Source organism: Massilia psychrophila, assembly GCF_002760665.1.
In the GTDB taxonomy this organism is placed as follows: Bacteria; Pseudomonadota; Gammaproteobacteria; order Burkholderiales; family Burkholderiaceae_D; genus JAFCUW01.
On record NZ_PDOB01000018.1, the window covers coordinates 56,289 to 73,110 of the forward strand.

Below are 16,822 nucleotides of genomic sequence, written 5' to 3' on the forward strand. Positions count from 1 at the left end.
GATGTCTTTTTCACACTATTATAAATATTATTTTTCCTTTTTACAACAAGAATATAATCGACGCAGCGTCGCGCGAAGGGGCCGCCGCAGTTTTCCATTTCCAAGGGATATGATGTTGGCTGATTTGAACTGCAAATCGCATCGCCGCCGCATCGTTGCGCTGCTGGTACCGATGTCGCTGGCCTCCGGGCTGGCCGCCGGCCAGTCGCATCCGGGCCTCGACTCAAGGCTGGCCGACATCGGCGAGACAGGCCGTTTCGTGCCGAACAAGGCGCTGGCGATGCTGCAGAAGATCGCGCCGCAGGCGCGCGCCGCCGACACCGCCATCAAGGCCGAATTCATCAACCAGTTATGCCTGGCGACGAACAAGGTTGGCCGCAGGCCGGAGGCACTCGCGCTGGCCGAAGAGCTGATCGCCTTCGGCAAGCAGAAGCACGATAACGTGGCGTTGGCAAAGGGGCTGATGGCCAAGGGCTACGTGCTGTCGTCGATGCAGGAAGCGAAAGCGGCGCACCAGTTTGCGTGGGAGGGCGAAAAGCTGGCCAACACCACCGGCGACATGGCGCTGCGGATCAGCGCGACGATCACCGCCGGCAATGCGTTTGCCGAAGAGGGCAACTTCCCGCAAGCGCTGAACAGGCTGCAGGACGCCGCCGCGCTGGCGCGCCAGTACGCGCACCCGATCCAGACGGTGATGGCGCTCAACGCGCTGGCATCGCTGTACACCACGATGAAGCAATACGACAGGGGATTCGACGCGCTGGCAGAAGCTCTGCCGGCCGCCGTGCTGACCAATTCGCCGGGCCGCATCGCCTCCTTGAAAACCACCGAGTACGGCCTGGCGATCGAGACCAAGCAGCCGAAGCGCGCACTCAAGGCCTTGCTCGAAGGGCTGGCGCTGGAACGCCAGATCGGCGCCGACTCGATGATCGGCACCACGCTGGTGAACCTGTCGGACAACTACCTGAGGGAGCACGACTACGGCAATACGCTGATCTATGCCAACCAGGCGATCGCGGCCGCGCTGCCGCTGCACGCCGCCAGCACCGAAGCGACGGCGCGGATCAATATCGGCCAGGCCTACCTGGGCATGGGCCGGCTGCTTGACGGCAAGCGCAGCTTCGAAGCGGGGCTGGCGGTGTATGAAAAAATGGGCGACAAGCCAGAACTGCAGGCAGTCATGATGGAGTATGGGCTGGCGCTCGAGCGCGCCGGCGACATGGCCGGCGCGCTCGAGGCTTACCACCGCGAGCGCAAGCTGTCGAACGAATTGTACGAAACGCAGCGCCAGAAGGCGGTATTCGAGCTTGCCGGGAAATACGAGGCGGACAAGAAGCAGCGCCAGATCGAGCTGTTAAGCCGCGAGAACCAGGTCAAGTCCGCCGAGATCGATAACCGCCGCCTGCAGCAGCGCGTGTGGTGGCTGCTGGCGGTGGTGTTTGCGATGGCGTCGGTGATGGTCGGCATCTTGTACCGCAAGGTACGGCGCGCCAATGCCCAGCTGAAGGTCAAGAACCTGGAACTGAAACAGCAAAGCTCGCGCGATCCGTTGACGTCGCTTTACAACCGGCGCCACTTCCAGGAATTCATGCGCACCCGGGTGGCCGTCGAACAACGCGGACTGGCCGCGACCGAAGATATCGTCGGCGCGCTGTTCCTGCTCGACGTCGACCATTTCAAGCACGTCAACGACACCTACGGCCATGCGGCGGGCGACGTGGTGCTGACGATGATCTCCGAAAACCTGCGCGAGATACTGCGCGAAACCGACATGATCGTGCGCTGGGGCGGCGAAGAATTCCTCGCTTTCCTGCCGGCGATTCCGCGCAGCGGCGTCGAAGAAGTCGCGCGGCGCCTGCTGGCCGGGATCTCGTCGAACACGATCGACTACCACGGCAGCAAGATATCGGTGGACGTCTCGATCGGCTTCGCGCAGTTCCCGCTGTCGCCGGGCGAGCACCCGCTGCCGTGGGAACGCGCGGTCAACCTGGTCGACATGGCGTTGTACATGGCCAAGGGCCATGGCCGCAACCGCGCTTACGGCGTGCGCGGCTTCCACAATTTCGATTGCACCTCGATGGAGCGCATTGAGCAGGACCTGGAAAGCGCCTGGCGCGACGGCTTCGTCGACCTGTCGGTCGTGCTCGGCACCTTGCCCGAAGCGCCAGCCACGGCCGAGGTGGCCGATATCGCCAACCCGGCCGACTTGGCCGAACTGGCCACCACCGCCTGACGCAGTTCAAGCGCGGGGGCCGGGCCCGGCGCTTGTAGCGGCGCTAACGACGCGCTTACTTTTTCGTTGCTTCCTGAATTTTTTCGCCGGCGCGTTCGACCTTCTTGCCGACTTCTTCGGTCGCCTTGTTCAGGCCCTTGCTGGCGTCCGCCGTCGCTTGTTCGATCCTGTTCCTGGTTTCCTCGGCCGAATCGGCAACTTGCTGGCCGGCCTGTTTGGCGCGGTCGAGCTTTTCTTGCACGTCGCGCGCCACCTTGTCGCCGGCGTTGTCGACCGCCTGCCCGGCCTTTTGCACCGGCCCCATCGCCTCATCGCGCTTGGTGCAGCCGGCAGCGCCGGCGACGAGCGCCACAGCCAACAAGGCGCTGAAGATTGAAGTTGCTTTCATGATTTCTTCCTCGGTTTTTAGTTGCAGTCAAGCATACACGCGTCGCCGCATTTTCGGTTGACAGTGTGGGTCGCAGTCCCGACAATAGCACGATCGTTCGATTTCCCCAGCAGTTCCACGCCATGCCTTTTTGCGAGAGCGATACCATGACCGAGCCAGCCACCCGCGCGTACCGGATCTGCCCCTTCTGCGAAGCCTGCTGCGGGCTCGAGATCGATGTCGAGCCCGGTGCGGGTGTGAATCTCCAGCGACCGCGCGTGGTGCGCATCCGCGGCGACCGGCGCGACGTGTTCTCGAACGGTTTCCTGTGCCCCAAGGCGATCGGTCTGAAGGAGTTGCACGACGACCCGGACCGCCTGCGCACGCCCCTCATCAAGCGCGACGGCCGCTTCGTCGAGGCCAGCTGGGACGAGGCCTGGGCCGAGATCGAGCGGCGCCTGCCGCCCGTGATCGCCGCCGGCGGCGCCAATGCGGTGGCCACCGTGCTGGGCAATCCGACCTCGCACAAAATGAGTCTGATACTGTATTTCCCGCGCCTGGCGCGCGCGCTCGGCACGCGCAACCTGTATTCCGCCTCCAGCGTCGACCAGGTACCGAAGATGCTGTCCTGCGGCCTGATGTTCGGCACCTGGCTGTCGGTGCCGGTGCCGGATATCGAGCGCAGCGATTTTTTACTCATCATCGGCGCCAATCCGATGGTCTCGAACGGCAGCCTGTGGACCGTGCCGGATTTTCGCGGTAAGGCAAAAGCGCTGCGCGCGCGCGGTGGCAAGATCGTCGTCATCGATCCGCGTCGCACCGAGACCGCCGACGTCGCCGACGAGCACCATTTTATCCGCCCCGGATCGGACGTGTATTTCCTGCTCGGCATCGCGCACGCGCTGTTCGACGAGCAGTTGGTGCGCCTTGGCCGCCTGGCCGGCCACGTTGCCGGCTTTGAGCAGCTCGAACCGGCGTTTGCGCACTTTTCGCCCGAGCGGGTGGCCGAGCGGTGCGCAATCGACGCGGCCGTGATCCGCGGCCTCGCACGCAAGCTGGCCGCTACCCAACGCGCCGCCGTGTACGGGCGCATCGGCACCTGCACCCAGCAGTTCGGTACCCTCGCCTCGTGGCTGATCGACGTCATCAACGTGCTCACCGGCCACCTCGACGAGGAAGGCGGCGCGATGTTCCCGAAGGCGGCGGCGTTCGCGGCCAACACGCGCGGCGCGCCCGGCTTTGGGCGCGGCATCGTCACCGGCCGCTACGCTTCAAGAGTGTCGAAGGCGCCGGAAGTGTCGGGGGAACTGCCGCTCACCTGCCTGGCCGAGGAAATCGAAACGCCCGGCGATGGCCAGATCAAGGCGCTGATCACGATCGCGGCCAATCCGGTGCTGTCGGCGCCGAACGGGCCGCGCCTGGCGCGCGCGATGAAAGGGCTTGACTTCATGGTCAGCCTCGATATCTATCTCAACGAAACGTCGCGCCACGCCGACGTGATTTTGCCGGGCCCGTCGCCACTGGAGGATGCCCATTACGACGTCAGCTTCACCCAGTTCTCGCAGCGCAACCACGCGCGTTACAGTCCCCCTGTGCTGGCGCGCACACCCGGCCAGCCCGATGAGTGGGAAAGCCTGCTGCGCATCGGCGCCATTGCCCGCGGACTTGGCGCGCGGGTCGACGTCGATGCCCTCGACGACGCCGCGCTGGAAGAAGAGCTGAGGCGATCGCTGGGCGACGCGGCAAGCGAAGTAACTGCGATCACGGCGGCGCTGGCGCCGTTGCGCGGCGCCGATCGGCTGCTCGACCTGGGATTGCGCAGCGGCCCGTACGGCGACCAGTTCGGCCGCAATCCGGGCGGCCTGACCCTGGCCGCGGTCAAGGCCGCGCCATCGGGCATCGACCTCGGCCCGATGACGGCCCGCATTCCGGAAGCGCTGCGCACCCCATCGGGCAGAATCGAACTGGCGCCGCCAGCGTTGATGAACGACCTGGCGCGCGCGCGATCCGACTTGGCGGCGCTTCCGCCCGACCTGGTGATCATCGGCCGGCGCCAGCTGCGCTCGAACAACAGCTGGATGCACAACCTGCCGGCGCTGGCGAAAGGCCCCTTCCGCTGCACCGCACTGGTCCACCCGGTCGATGCGCGCCGGCTCGGCCTGGTTGACGGCGCCATGGCAGCCATCACCAATGGCGCGCGCCGCATCGAAGCGCAGGTCGAGGTCAGCGCCGAGATGATGCCCGGGGTGGTCAGCCTGCCGCATGGCTGGGGCCACGACCTGGCCGGCGTGCGCCTGAACGTCGCCGTCGAACGGCCCGGCGCCAACCTGAACGCGCTGCTCGACGAAAACCTGCGCGACCCGTTGTCGGGCAATGCGGTGTTGTCGGGAGTGCCGGTGCGGATGGCGCCGATGTAGGGCCTTGGTCTGGCGGCGCTCGCGGCCGCCACGGCGCATGCTACTGGCAGCGCTCGCTGATCCAGTCGCGCCCGGCCGCCACGCAGCGCTGCATCTCGCCCAGCAGACGGTCCGCCCTCGCCTTCAAGGCGCGGCACTCGGAGTTGTCGGGATCGACCATTGCGGCGCACACTTCCATCTTGCTTGAGGCCGCCTTGTAATTGCCCAGCTCAAGCGCGCGCCGTGCGTCGGCGATCAGGTTGCGCGCCGATTGAAACTGTGACGGCGACGGCGACGGCATCGGTAACGGTAACGGCGACGGCGCTCTGACAGGCGGCCTGGCCGGCTTCGCGCGCGTCCGCTTGCGCTCGCACGCCGCATCGGCGTCGCTCAAGGCCGTGCGCAAGCGCTGCATCTGCGCCGGTGTCGCGCGGCGGTCGTTGAGCGCGATCAGTTCGCCCTGGGCTTGCGCCGACCTGCACGATTTGGCCAGCGAGATCGCGTAATCGATGCGCTCCTCGATTTTTTTGGTGTTCGGCCGTTGCGTGATCCAGATCACCCACAGCAAGCCCAGCGCCAGCAGCCAGTAGCGCAGGCGCACCGGTCCCCGCTGCGGCGGGGGCGCGGGAGTTGCGGCGCGGCGCGGCCGGCGTACCGCCGCCGTTTCCTCAGCGGGAGCGGCTGCAGCTGCCACCGCCGGCGCAACCGGGGGGGGCGGCAGGACCGGCGGCGGTGGCGGCGCCGGTTTGATGACTGAAACTGGCGCCGGCGCCGGCCCATCCGCCGGCCGCGGCAGGCCGGTACCCTGGCTGACGCCGCAAAACGGGCAATAGTTGACCCTGCGCGGCAGCGGCCTCGCACAAGCACCATTCACACAACGGTAAATTACTGCATCGTGCACGTCGTCGCGCCTCACTCCGGGTCCGGGATGTCGTCGATGGGATCGGGGTCCGGAATCGGCTCATCGAACAGCGCGAACAACGCGAACAGCGGCGCCAGTTCCGCCAGATGGCCGGCCGGCTGCCACTTGTCCAGTCGCCGATTCCACTGCATGTTCCAGACCCGGGTGTCGGCCGTGACCTCGCCGCGCGTGATGCGCTGGGCGATGTCGTCGGCCGAATACGGGCCATGCTGGGCGCCGCCGATAAACAGCTTGTAGCGCGGCGCAGCGGCGGCATTGGCCGGTCCGGCAACGCCGGCGTCGACCGCCTGCGCCGCGCGCTGTTCGCTGGCTAGCACTTCCGGCCGGATCACGCGCTTGTCAACGGCCCGCTCGACCTCCCATGGATAGGCGTCGCTGGCCGAATCGGCTACCTGCTCGGTCCACTGCGCCAGGCTGGTCATGGCAGCGTCGATGCGCCGCTCCTGCAGTGCCGGATCGATGTTGCGGGCGCGCCGCAGCCACTGCTCGTACAGCCGCCGCGCCGTGATGTTCGGCAGCGAAGGCGACGGCAGCTGGGCGCCGGTTTCGTCCACTTCGAGCTTCGGCTCGTACACGCGCTGCTGGTAATGGCGCATCAGCACCGCCAGCAGCAGCAGCTGGTTTGGCCCCGACGCCGCCAATTTTTGCTGCACCGCGGCGATCACCTGGTCGCGGTAGTACGACGGCAAGCCGTTCGAGCGGATCGCGAACTCGTTACCGATCTGCAGCCATTCGCCGGAGCCCGGTTCAACCTCGAACAGGTACTGGCCGCGCGGCTGGAACGACGCCTCGCGGTCGGCCAGGTCGGCTTTGCGCTTGATGACGCCGAGCGCATTCGCCTGCAAAAACCATTCGTAGTCATCGGCCAGGCGATTGAGTTCGTCCATCGACGGCGAGATCGGGTGGCGAAAGCGGGTCGAATCGAAATGCAGGTGGGTCGGGATCTTCGGGTTTTCGATCTGGTACGAGGTGCGCCAGGTCGGCAAGCCGCGCAGCACCGTCATCGGGTAGCCGGACAGTTCGATGTAGCACACCGCGCGGCCGTTGACGCCGGTGTTGACGATGTTGACCAGCTCGCCGTGGAAGGAGCCGGTCGGCACCGCGGCGCGGATCTCGGTTTCCATCCGGCGCCAGGCGTTGGCGTCGCCGACGCCGATGAAGCACTTGAACTGGTCGGCGCGCGGCGTGAACTCGGCCGAGAAGCGGGCATTAATCCACGGCATGGCGCTCCTCAGCCATTCGCCGAAAACACGCCCGCGCTCCTGCACCGACATCGCCGCCAGGCGCTCGAGCAGCGGGTCGGCAGGCGCAAATCCGCCGATCTGTTCGACGCTGAGTTGGGTTTGCGCCCGGCGGAACAATTTCAGCAGCAGAGCGGCGCGCAGCCGGTCGTCGCCCAGTTGCGGGAACAGGCGCGCCGAACCGCCGAATTCGAGCAGCACTTCCTCGCTCCACGCACTGACGTCGCCCGACAGCTTGACCGGCTCGGCCAGCACGTCGCTGGCCAGTACGACGAGCGTGGCGTGCTGGTGCGTGGCATCGGCGCGCAGCTGGCCGATGCGCTGGTCGACCGCGCCCAGCATCGCCTGCACGCTGCGCCGCCCTTCCTGGAACTCGCCGGCGATGCCTGTCCACAGCGGCTGGCCATGTTCATCGGGCGACTGCGGATCGCCCAGCCAGGCCGACATCGCGCGCATCACCTCGATTGCCTGGCCGGCGGCCACCGCCAGCAGGTGGAAGCGCAGGTAATCGGCGATGTCGCGCTTGAGGTGGGCCATCACTTCGCGCGCCTGCGCATCCTTGCCGAACAATTTATTGGCGGCCTGCGACAGGTTGCCCAGCGACTCCTCGACTTGGCGCGTGCGCAGCGCATCGCGAATGTCGCGGTAGCGCTTGCCGTTGCGCTCGGCGTTGCCGAGGTCGCGCTGAAGCAGGCGCGCCTTGACCTGTTCGAGCAGCGACAGCACGAATTCGAGTCCGCCCTGCTTGCGGTCGTCCAGCAGCGCGTAAAGCTGGTCGCGCGACCGGCCCCTCAAGCGCGCGGTCAGTTCGGCCGTGTGGCGCTTGATGCGGTCTTCGCTCGTTTCGGCGGTGGCGCCGGCTTCGCGGATGACGTCGCGCTCGAGTTGCGGCAGCAGCTCGGCCACTTTTTCGCGCCATATTTTCAGGTCGTAGGCGCCCATGATGCGGTCGATCTCGAGCTGCACCCGGCTCTCGACGCGTTCGAGCAGCGAACGCTGGTCCTTGTCCATCAGCAGCTGGTCGGTCAGCGCGTATTCCTGGAACGGCGTGACGTCGGCCGTGCCTTTTTTAAAATCGGGAAATTCGTCGAACGCCCGCTCGCGCATCGCCATGTGCTCGCGCATGAAGATGTCGCGCTCCTGGTCGCCGGCCCGGCGCGCGGTGATCCCGTTGATGCCGCCGTCGGCGCCGGCAAGGCCGAAAAACGCCTTCACCATCAGCGCCGACAATTCGTACGCCCGGATGTCGTCGCGCAGGCTTTGCTGGGTGTCGAGCACCGCCTGGCCGAACGCCGAATACACTTTCGAGTACGACAGCCGCATGTCGCCGAAACGCTGCTCCGGTACCCGCGGGTTGAACGGTCCGAGCTTGTGCTGCTGCTGGTTGACCGCGATCGAGCGCTTGCGGTTGGCAAAGTCGGCCGAGGCGAAATCCTCGAACAGCGTGTCGGCCACCATCTGGTAGACGTCCTTGATGTCCTGGGTCGCCTTGTTGGCCAGATTGGCGGTGTCGACGAAATAGACGTCGTCGAACGGCGCGCCCTTGCCGACGACGCTGTCCGGATCCATCCAGCGAATTTGCGCGCTCATGTCGCGCATGGTGGTTTCCAGCTCCATCAGCGTGGCGTAGGCATTCGCCTCGGTGCGTTCCTTGTTGGCCTTGGCGAAGCCGGACGGCATGAACATCACCAGGTCGACCTGGTTGTCCGACACTTCCTGGCGCGCGATCGCCTTCGAGATCCAGCCGAGGTCGATCGCGCTGCCGGCACCAGTGCCGCCCGCGCACGAGGCGATGACGACGATGCGGAACTTGGAGGTGTCGACCTGCAGGCCGAGGCGCTGGTAGGTTTCCTTGCGTTCGTTGCCGGCATTGCTGCTCAAGAAATTGAGCGCGCCCTTGATGCGGCCGCGCAGTTTCGGATATTTATCGAACAGGTAGAGCCGCGCCAGCGCGCGGATCTGGCCGGCGCCCTTGGACGGGTCGATGCCGAGCGAGCGCAGTTTTTTCGGCCGCAACGGCATCCATTTTTCGATCAACGGGAAACGCGACAGGCTGTCGTCGGACTCGTGATACTGCGCCAGGTCGAACGGCTCGACCAGGCGTTCCTCGTCCGTCAGCTTGACCAGCTCGTACCACGGGTCGGTGCGCAGCGACTTGCCCTCGTCGATGATGGCATGGTTGTCGAGGTCGAAGTGGAGAAAGCGCGCCACCGGGAACTCGGCGATCGATTCGACCCGGGTCGGGTTGTGCCGGTTCCATACCTCCGACATGATGCGCCGGCGGATCCGCATCATCACTTCCATGCCGGTGCCACCGGCGCCGATGAACAGGGTTGGCCGCAGATCGACTTTTAATTCCACCTTTTTTTCCACGCTTGCGATGTTCGAAAATTCTGCCATGTCGTTCTTTCAGATTGGATGGATCAGCGGCGGCCGATGAACAGCGTTGCGACCAGCGCGACCAGGCCGACGGCCACCAGCGGGCCGGTGACCGCGAAAGTGAGGAATTTGCTGGCGTTGATGATCGCCAGCACCGCCGCCGCGCTGAGGAAACACAGGCCGACGAACAGCAGCCAGCCGGCGCTGCCGGCCGACGACGGCGCCACCCGCCGCACCACCAAGTGATGAACGTAGGCGTTGCGAACGAAAAAATAGATCACCAGCAGGATCACGAACACCGCGCCGCCGATCGCCAGCTCGCGCGTCGACGTGTCGGTCGCCACCGGGGCGGCCGCCGGCGCCACTTCGATCGGCGTGCCGGTTGCCACGGCGCCGCGCTTGGACAGGGCGTCGGCGGGAGAGCCAGACTGGCCGGGCAGCTTGAAGCCGGGATCGGCGGCGGGAGCGGAGGCTGGGGGGGCGGCCTGGTCGTTTTGCATGTGGTCCGGTTTCCTTGGTTCGGCAATAAACATCAACAAAAATTGCAGGGTACATCAACGGCCCAGCCGGACTTGCGCGCCTTCGCGCAGGTCGATCAGCCGGTGGCCGAACATCGTCGTCTTGAGCTGGGCGACCTTGTTGCCGCCCTTGTCGAAAATCGCTTGGGTGAGGCCGGCGCGGGTGTGCACGGTGCGCAGCTCGTCCTCGACCGTCAGCCAGGCACGGCGCGGGCGGCCATACGCCAGCACGGCGCCGCCCAGCGCCGCCGCCGCTGCCAGGCCGACGCCGATCAGCGTCACCAACGGGCCGATACCGTAGTGCACCCTGACCTCGATCGGCAGCAGCGCGGTCGAACCGTAGATGCGCGCCGGCGGCGTGAAAATCTCCGGCAGCGGGTCGCCCGGGAACAGCGCCGCCATACGCTGGCGGAAGGCCTGCGACAGTTCGAGCCGCTGCTCAAGCAGCTGCAACTCGATCCGGCCCGGCAGCACGTAAGCCGAGCCGGCCGAGCCGATCGCCTTGGCCGACCATTTGCCGGGCAGCTGCGCCACCGGCAGCTGCATCCTTGACTGCAGCGGTACGCTTTGACCGGGCGCCAGCGCCTTGATGGTGTCGCTGGCCAGGGCGATCGGCAGGTTTTGCCCCGCCAGGTTCGAGCGCGCCTCGATGCGCGCGCTGACGATGGTGTACGGGTACATCGTGTTCTCGAGGTTCCAGCCGATCTTCGCGGCCGGCGTGCGGGCGCTTTGCTCGACGTCGGCGCGCAGCATGCCGCCCGGCCCCATCGAGAACGACACGCCGGGCGCAGCGTCGACCCGGCGCGGCACCAGCCGCACGGTGTCGCGGTCGAGCGGTTTCAGGCGCGCCGGCGGCTCGGTGATCACGCGCTGGACGCGGCCGGAGGCCAGCAGCCGGTCGAGTTCGCGCGCGCCGCCGTCGCCAACCGCAAACACGTACACCATCAGGCCGTTGGCGCGGTAATGCGCGCCCTGCACCGGCATTTTGAGGGGAAACGCCAGCGCGCGGCTGATGGTGCCGCCCTGATGGATCAGCGCATAGAATTCGCGGTTGCGCTGCGCGGTGGCCTGGTCGTTGTTCGGGCTGTTGCGGTTGTTCGTGAACAGCCATACCAGGCCCGGTTTGCCGGCCAGCGCCTGGTGAATCGCCGCATTCACCGCTTCGCCCAGGTCGGTATCGGCCAGCGCGGCGCTGGCGGGCTTGTTCGCCGTCTGCAAACCGGCCAGCGCGCTGCCGACCTGGGTGCGCACCGACACCGGGTCGGCGTTCACCTTCAGCGACAGCATCGCTTTCGGCGACGGCGCGCCGGGCAGGCCCTGGTTGAACGAGGCCAGCACCATCAGGTCGCCCGGCTGCGTGGCCGCCATCACCAGCTCCGTCACCAACGGCTTATACTGCGAGGCGGGATCGGTATAGAAGGGCTCCATCCAGCCGGAATTTTGCACCAGAAAAACGTGCGAGGCCGCGAAGGCCGGCGCACCCGCGCACAGCAGCGCGGCCAATGCCGCATGCGCTGCGAATCGTGCAGCCGGTGCCGTCAATGCTTTCACGGCAGCTCTGCCAAACGCCAGCCGCGCACCTGGTTCCAGTCGGGATGGTGCAGCCACAGGCAGTCGTCGTACACGAACGGCATGCACTCGAGCGGGCGCGCCAGCCGCACCACTTCGCTCAAAATCACGTTGCGCCGGCCGATCCATTCCACCGTGGTGCGCGCGATGGTGCGGCCCGCCAGCGCTTCTTCGGCGCGGCCGGTGTAGCGGTGGAAGCGCAGCACCAGGCCGCTGGGCTGGGCGCGGTTGCTGTTGAAGCCGCGCAGCAGCGGCAGCACCAGGTCGTCGTCTTCGTGCAGGTCCTCGACGTTCTCGACATCCCACGGCTCGTTGACGACCGCATGGCCGCGGCGGAACAGGAAGTTGCCAAAGCCCAGGCGCGCGCCGCTGATCGGCTGCAGCTGCGGATTTTCTTTACCCAATTCGACGAACGAATACGCCTGGCCGGCATGGCCGATGTGCCACAGCCGGCCGTCGCGGCTCTGGGTCGGGCCGCCCAGTTCCAGGCGCGGCGCGAAGCCACGCGGCCAGGCGAGCCATTGCGGCGGCGCGCCCGGCTGCCATATCAGCTGGCCGAACTGGTGCAGCCACAGGATGCGGCCGTCGTAGCTGACCGGGCGCGTCCAGCCAGCCGCCGGCGCATCGCCGCAATCGTACAATTCGACCTGCGAGCCGTCGGCCAGCGCGCTCCACAGCCGCGTGCCGGAAGAGCTGGCGGCGGAACCGATAAACAGGCAGGCGACGTGGCGCCCCACCGCGCCCGGCGCGCTGGCGACTGCGGCGGCGAACACCGGTTCGGCGCGGCAGGTTTCGCTGACGGGGTCGATCCACAGCCGGCACAGGCCCTTGTCGGTCGGGACCAGCGCCACCTCGCCACGGCGCGGATTGGTCACCGGCAGCCAGCCGTAGGCAGCGCCCGTAAACGTCAGGTCGGCGCTGTGCTCGTCGAGCGTCATCACGTGCCATATTGCCGCCAGCGGATCCCAGTACTGCAGCACGTTGCGGGTGTAGGCCAGCGCCAGCAGGCGCTGCGCGGCGAAGCCGTAACTGCCGGCAGCGAACACGCACAGCGCGTTGGGCGGCGCCGGCATGGCGACCTCGCTGCGGCCGACGCTTGGTGCGGCCGGCCGCCGTTCCAGCGCATCGCCCAGCGCCAGCGACGTCACCGGTAAGCCTTGCGGAACGTGGCGCGGCAAAGCCTGGTCTGACCACGGCCCCCACCAATCGGGCTGCGTCCGGGGCTGCGGCTTCAGCTGGCCAGCCAGCTTCGTGAGCGCGCGCCCGCAAGCGGGGCAAAAGGCGAATCCTTCCGGGTAGATCGGCGCGCAGCCGCAGGAGGCCGGCAGTGACGCGCCGAGCAGGTGGGCGACGTCGGCCACGCGGGCGCGGGCGCGCCCCTGCCAGTCGATGCGCGACAAGCCTTCGCTTGCCGCCAGTTCGAACTGACCGCTGCTTTCGTCTTCCAGCCAGACGCTTGCTGGCGTTTCCCACCGATATGCCATTTTTTCCAGCCGATGTATTCATGTTAAACGTGCATATTGAACACCCCCCGAGTTTGCTACGGAGGGGGCCGCTTTTGCCGTTCAAATCATAGCGCAACTGGCTGGCAGGGGAAGTTTGATTGCCGGGTACCGCCTGGCGCGCTGCCAGGGCGCGGGGGACTGGCCGTACACGAATGGGAACGCCCCGGATTACGCGGCGTCAGGGGAAACAGGATTTATCGGGAAAACAGCGTCTTAGACCAGCCGCACCATGCAGATCTTCCAGTCGCCATCACTCCTGGTGAGCGTCAGGGACCGGGACTCGGCTTTCGCCTGCGCCGCCGGCCCCATCAGCATTTGTTCTAGCACCATCAGCGCGCCCAGCGCCTTGATGCAGCGCAAGGGGCCGCCATCTCCGTATAATCGCAGCTTCCTTCGCCGCCTTTGCCTCCCATGACTTTAATTGCCGACACCGCCGCATCCGCCCTGGAAAACGCTTCGGACGACCTGTCCGCCCACGCCGTCGACACCGCCACGGCCCACCTGCGCGACGTGCTCGCGCTGGTGGTCGAACACTCTCCCGCCCACGCCGCGCTGGTGGTGGCCGACCTGCGCTGCCCCCTTGCGCGCGCGCTGGCCGAAGGCTACCGGCGCAACCTGCCTGGCGCCACCTTCATCGACTTCGACAGCGTCGCGCCAGGCGAGGTGCTGGCGGCTTTTCGACGCATGGCCAGCGCCGACCTGGTGGTGCTGGTCCAGTCGACCAGCTTTCGGCTCGAAGCGTTCCGCATCCGGGTCGAACTGTTCAAATTGGGGCTTAAAGTGATCGAACACGTCCACCTGTCGCGCATGCCCGGCGCCCAGGGCGCGCATTACATCGAATCGCTCGCCTACGATCCGGCCTACTACCGCGGTGTTGGCCAGGCGCTCAAGGCGCGCATCGACGCCTGTGCCTCGGCAGCAGTCGACAGCGGCGGCGAAACCCTGGTCTACGCCTGCAGGCTCGAGCCGGCCAAACTCAATATCGGCGACTACAGCGGCATGAACAACATCGGCGGCCAGTTCCCGATCGGCGAAGTGTTCACCGAAGCGCACAACCTGGAAGCGGTGAACGGCCGCGTGCGGATCCACGTGTTCGGCGACACCTCGTATTTGGTGAACCGCCCCGCCACGCCGATCACGCTGGTGATCGAACGCGGGCGCGTCGTCGGTGCTGAGAACGCGACACCCGAATTCGAACGCCTGCTCGCCATCATCCGCGCCGACGAAGGCGACGTCTGGGTGCGCGAACTGGGCTTCGGCATGAACCGCGCGTTTACACGCGAGCGGCGGGTCGACGACATCGGCACGTACGAGCGCATGTGCGGCATCCACCTGTCGCTCGGCGCCAAGCACGGCGTTTACCCGAAACCCGGCTTCAAGCGCAAGGAAGCGCGCTACCACGTCGACGTCTTCGCCGTCACCGAAGCCGTTTATCTCGATGCCGACCTGGTGTACCGGGACGGTGCCTGGCTGGTATAGACGCTACCAGCGGGGTCAGGCGGAAACTGGATCCAGCACGGCCGGATTTTTCCGCCGCAGCGCTTGATCGAGCAACCTGCCGTGGTGCCCCCCGACGAAAAAAAGCCCGCTACCTAGCGGGCTTGGAATCCAATTCCCCTAAGGGGTTGGCAAAGACATTATTACCCGCTTTTGCAGCGCTTTTGCAACGCTTTTGCAACAACGCTGCCCGGGAGTTTTCCTGATCGACTACCGTGCAGGCATCGGCATGCCGCCCCCAGCAAGCTTTTCGTCTTCCAACAGGCCTTTGGAATACGCAACGTGCTTGGCCAAGGTTGGCCGCAACACTGCCAGCGCAAGGAACGCGGCAGTCAGGTCCATCGCGGCGACCGTGTACAGAACAGTCGACCAAGTGCCGGTCGCCTCCATCATCAGGTTGCCCAGCGGGACAAACAGCGCGCCGATACCCTTGGCGGTGTACAGCACGCCGTAGATCTTGCCGATGTGCTTGGTACCGAAGGCATCGCCGGCGAGGGCCGAGAACAGCGAGTACACTTCGCCCCACGCCAGGAACACGACGCCGGACAGGATCAAGAACGCGTACGGGTTGCTGCCGAAGTAACCCAACGCGATAATGCCAAGACCTTCCAGCGTGAAGGCGATGACCATCGTCTTTTCACGACCGATGTGATCCGAAATCCAGCCGAACATCGGGCGCGAAATGCCGTTCATGATGCGGTCGAGCATCAGCGCAAGCGGCAACGCGGCGATGATGACAAAGCCCAGATCAACCGGGAATTCCTTCACGCCAAGGTCTTTCGCGATGACGCCGAGCTGTGCAACAGCCATCATGCCGCCGGTAACGACCAGGATGAACATCGCGAACATCAGCCAGAACAGCTTGGTGTGGAGCGCTTCCTTCAGCGTGTAGTCGCGCGAAGCCTGGGCCAGTTTGTGCGACGCATGGGTTTCGCTCGGTTTTGGCGAACGCAGGAACCATGCGGCGACGAAGGCGAGCGAGCCTTGCAAGATGCCGAAGAACAGGAACGTAGCCTGGAAGCCGGACGATTCGATCATCGCGGCAATCGGCAGGATCGTGGCAGCTGAACCTGCGCCGTAGCCGCCGGCGGTCAGGCCAACGGCAAGGCCGCGGCGGTCCGGGAACCACTTGAGCGCATTGTTGATGCAGGTCGCGTAGATCGAGCCGACACCGACACCGCCAACTGCAGCGCCGATATAGAAGCCCGTCAGCGTGGTGGCTTGCGAATTGATGTACCAGGCGAAGCCGATCATGATGGCGCCGAACGCCACCATTAACCGTGGGCCGAACTTGTCGATGAAGTGACCTTCGATCGGTGCGAGCCAGGTCTGGACCAGCACGAAGATCGTGAAGGCAAGCTGGATTTTGGCGCGGGACCAGCCGTAGGTTTCTTGAATCTCGGGGACGAACAGGGTCCAGGCATACTGGATGTTCGCAGTGGCAATCATGCAGATGACGCCGACCAACAGTTGAATCCAGCGCGTATTGCTGGAGCCGGTGTTTGGTTCGTGCAGCGTTGCGGACGCGTTGCTCATGACTGCACTCCTCGAAGGGTTGGTTCGTTGTGCCGCGATGTTGCCGACGCGTTGGTCGTACAGTTAAAATTTTTCGTTAGCATTTTCATGTCTCCATTGTCATGGTTAGTGCTCTTGTCCCGATCGCGATTGGGGGCGCGCCGTGTACATTGCATCTTTTGTTAAAAATTAGTGTATGAAAAAATCTAAGTTGCTGATCAATTGAGGCGCTGTGAGATTACCCTCCCCGGTTGACGTGCGTGATGCCTTAATGATGAGACAGTGTCGGTCTCCCTTAGACCGCTGGACTTGCCATAAGAGTTCAGTTGAAATGAAATTTAATCGGCAACATATTGATTTTCCGAGAAGTGATTTTGTAAATCATTGACCGCGGTTAAGTTCAGCATTTACGCCGCACGCTGGCACACATTTTTTGCAATTCAATCTCATGGCTGAGAAGAAAACGAGCGGCAGCCTGCGCGTTGGAAGGGCGGCGCAAGGCTGTGCAAAGGGATATGGCGCGCGCCCGGAAGGCGAGTTTGTACGTCCCGCTCATGCCCGCCAATGCTGCAATGACGACCGCCAGGGATAACCGGAATTGACCGTCCATCCAATCCGTGCCGATGTGCAGCGCCACGGATGGCGCCGTGCCCGAACCTTGCCCCAAGGGCGGAAAACCG

12 protein-coding genes are annotated in these 16,822 nt (G+C 65.4%); 3 read left to right on the top strand and 9 right to left on the bottom strand.

Features of this window, described 5'->3' with window-relative positions; all coding sequences use genetic code 11:
* Positions 1 to 112: 112 nt before the first annotated feature.
* Entirely contained in the window at positions 113 to 2,233 is a 2,121-nt protein-coding gene (locus tag CR103_RS12695; RefSeq protein WP_099916368.1) for a tetratricopeptide repeat-containing diguanylate cyclase, read from the top strand.
* 55 nt (positions 2,234 to 2,288) lie between these two features.
* Here CR103_RS12695 and CR103_RS12700 read toward each other — a convergent pair whose 3' ends face one another.
* A complete protein-coding gene (locus CR103_RS12700; RefSeq protein WP_229443038.1) occupies positions 2,289 to 2,621 on the bottom strand; it encodes a hypothetical protein in 333 nt (110 codons plus the stop codon).
* A 146-nt stretch (positions 2,622 to 2,767) separates the two neighbouring features.
* On the opposite strand from CR103_RS12700, the gene CR103_RS12705 reads away from it, so the two are divergent.
* Entirely contained in the window at positions 2,768 to 5,017 is a 2,250-nt protein-coding gene (locus CR103_RS12705) for a molybdopterin-dependent oxidoreductase (RefSeq protein WP_229443039.1), read from the top strand.
* Between the two features lie 40 nt (positions 5,018 to 5,057).
* Here CR103_RS12705 and CR103_RS12710 read toward each other — a convergent pair whose 3' ends face one another.
* The 6 genes from CR103_RS12710 to CR103_RS22700 form a co-directional block, all read right to left on the bottom strand.
* Positions 5,058 to 5,870 (bottom strand): hypothetical protein, encoded by an 813-nt coding sequence (locus CR103_RS12710; protein ID WP_143752593.1) that lies wholly within the window; start codon positions 5,868 to 5,870, stop codon positions 5,058 to 5,060.
* A gap of 38 nt (positions 5,871 to 5,908) precedes the next feature.
* On the bottom strand, positions 5,909 to 9,559 hold the full coding sequence (locus tag CR103_RS12715) for a tubulin-like doman-containing protein (protein ID WP_099916353.1): 3,651 nt from the start codon (positions 9,557 to 9,559) through the stop codon (positions 5,909 to 5,911).
* Positions 9,560 to 9,582: 23 nt separating this feature from the next.
* On the bottom strand, positions 9,583 to 10,038 hold the full coding sequence (locus CR103_RS12720) for a hypothetical protein (protein WP_099916370.1): 456 nt from the start codon (positions 10,036 to 10,038) through the stop codon (positions 9,583 to 9,585).
* A gap of 54 nt (positions 10,039 to 10,092) precedes the next feature.
* Positions 10,093 to 11,607 carry a hypothetical protein gene (locus CR103_RS12725; protein WP_229443040.1) on the bottom strand — a complete coding sequence of 505 codons (1,515 nt, stop codon included), beginning with the start codon at positions 11,605 to 11,607 and terminating at the stop codon, positions 10,093 to 10,095.
* Positions 11,604 to 13,109 carry a hypothetical protein gene (locus CR103_RS12730; protein WP_099916354.1) on the bottom strand — a complete coding sequence of 502 codons (1,506 nt, stop codon included), beginning with the start codon at positions 13,107 to 13,109 and terminating at the stop codon, positions 11,604 to 11,606. Before CR103_RS12730 ends, CR103_RS12725 begins: the two co-directional genes overlap by 4 nt.
* A gap of 234 nt (positions 13,110 to 13,343) precedes the next feature.
* Complete coding sequence (locus CR103_RS22700; RefSeq protein WP_180279373.1) at positions 13,344 to 13,490, bottom strand: hypothetical protein; 147 nt, start codon at positions 13,488 to 13,490, stop codon at positions 13,344 to 13,346.
* A gap of 51 nt (positions 13,491 to 13,541) precedes the next feature.
* Here CR103_RS22700 and CR103_RS12735 point away from each other — a divergent pair, with 51 nt between their 5' ends.
* The gene (locus CR103_RS12735) at positions 13,542 to 14,609 is read left to right on the top strand and encodes a M29 family metallopeptidase (protein ID WP_099916355.1); all 1,068 of its coding nucleotides are present in this window, start codon (positions 13,542 to 13,544) and stop codon (positions 14,607 to 14,609) included.
* Positions 14,610 to 14,837: 228 nt separating this feature from the next.
* On the opposite strand, the gene oxlT is transcribed toward CR103_RS12735, so the two are convergent.
* Entirely contained in the window at positions 14,838 to 16,163 is a 1,326-nt protein-coding gene (gene oxlT / locus CR103_RS12740) for an oxalate/formate MFS antiporter (RefSeq protein ID WP_099916356.1), read from the bottom strand.
* A gap of 379 nt (positions 16,164 to 16,542) precedes the next feature.
* Positions 16,543 to 16,779: a hypothetical protein gene (locus tag CR103_RS22085; protein WP_143752594.1), complete on the bottom strand. Its 237-nt coding sequence runs from the start codon at positions 16,777 to 16,779 to the stop codon at positions 16,543 to 16,545.
* Between the last annotated feature and the right edge of the window lie 43 nt (positions 16,780 to 16,822).

What these genes read in the sequence shown, in the direction of transcription:
- CR103_RS12715 (WP_099916353.1), bottom strand. Translation starts at nt 9,559, where the DNA reads ATGGCAGAATTTTCGAACATCGCAAGCGTGGAAAAAAAGGTGGAATTA.
- CR103_RS12735 (WP_099916355.1), top strand. Translation starts at nt 13,542, where the DNA reads ATGACTTTAATTGCCGACACCGCCGCATCCGCCCTGGAAAACGCTTCG.
- CR103_RS12730 (WP_099916354.1), bottom strand. Translation starts at nt 13,109, where the DNA reads ATGGCATATCGGTGGGAAACGCCAGCAAGCGTCTGGCTGGAAGACGAA.
- oxlT (WP_099916356.1), bottom strand. Translation starts at nt 16,163, where the DNA reads ATGAGCAACGCGTCCGCAACGCTGCACGAACCAAACACCGGCTCCAGC.
- CR103_RS12720 (WP_099916370.1), bottom strand. Translation starts at nt 10,038, where the DNA reads ATGCAAAACGACCAGGCCGCCCCCCCAGCCTCCGCTCCCGCCGCCGAT.
- CR103_RS12700 (WP_229443038.1), bottom strand. Translation starts at nt 2,621, where the DNA reads ATGAAAGCAACTTCAATCTTCAGCGCCTTGTTGGCTGTGGCGCTCGTC.
- CR103_RS12705 (WP_229443039.1), top strand. Translation starts at nt 2,768, where the DNA reads ATGACCGAGCCAGCCACCCGCGCGTACCGGATCTGCCCCTTCTGCGAA.
- CR103_RS12695 (WP_099916368.1), top strand. Translation starts at nt 113, where the DNA reads ATGTTGGCTGATTTGAACTGCAAATCGCATCGCCGCCGCATCGTTGCG.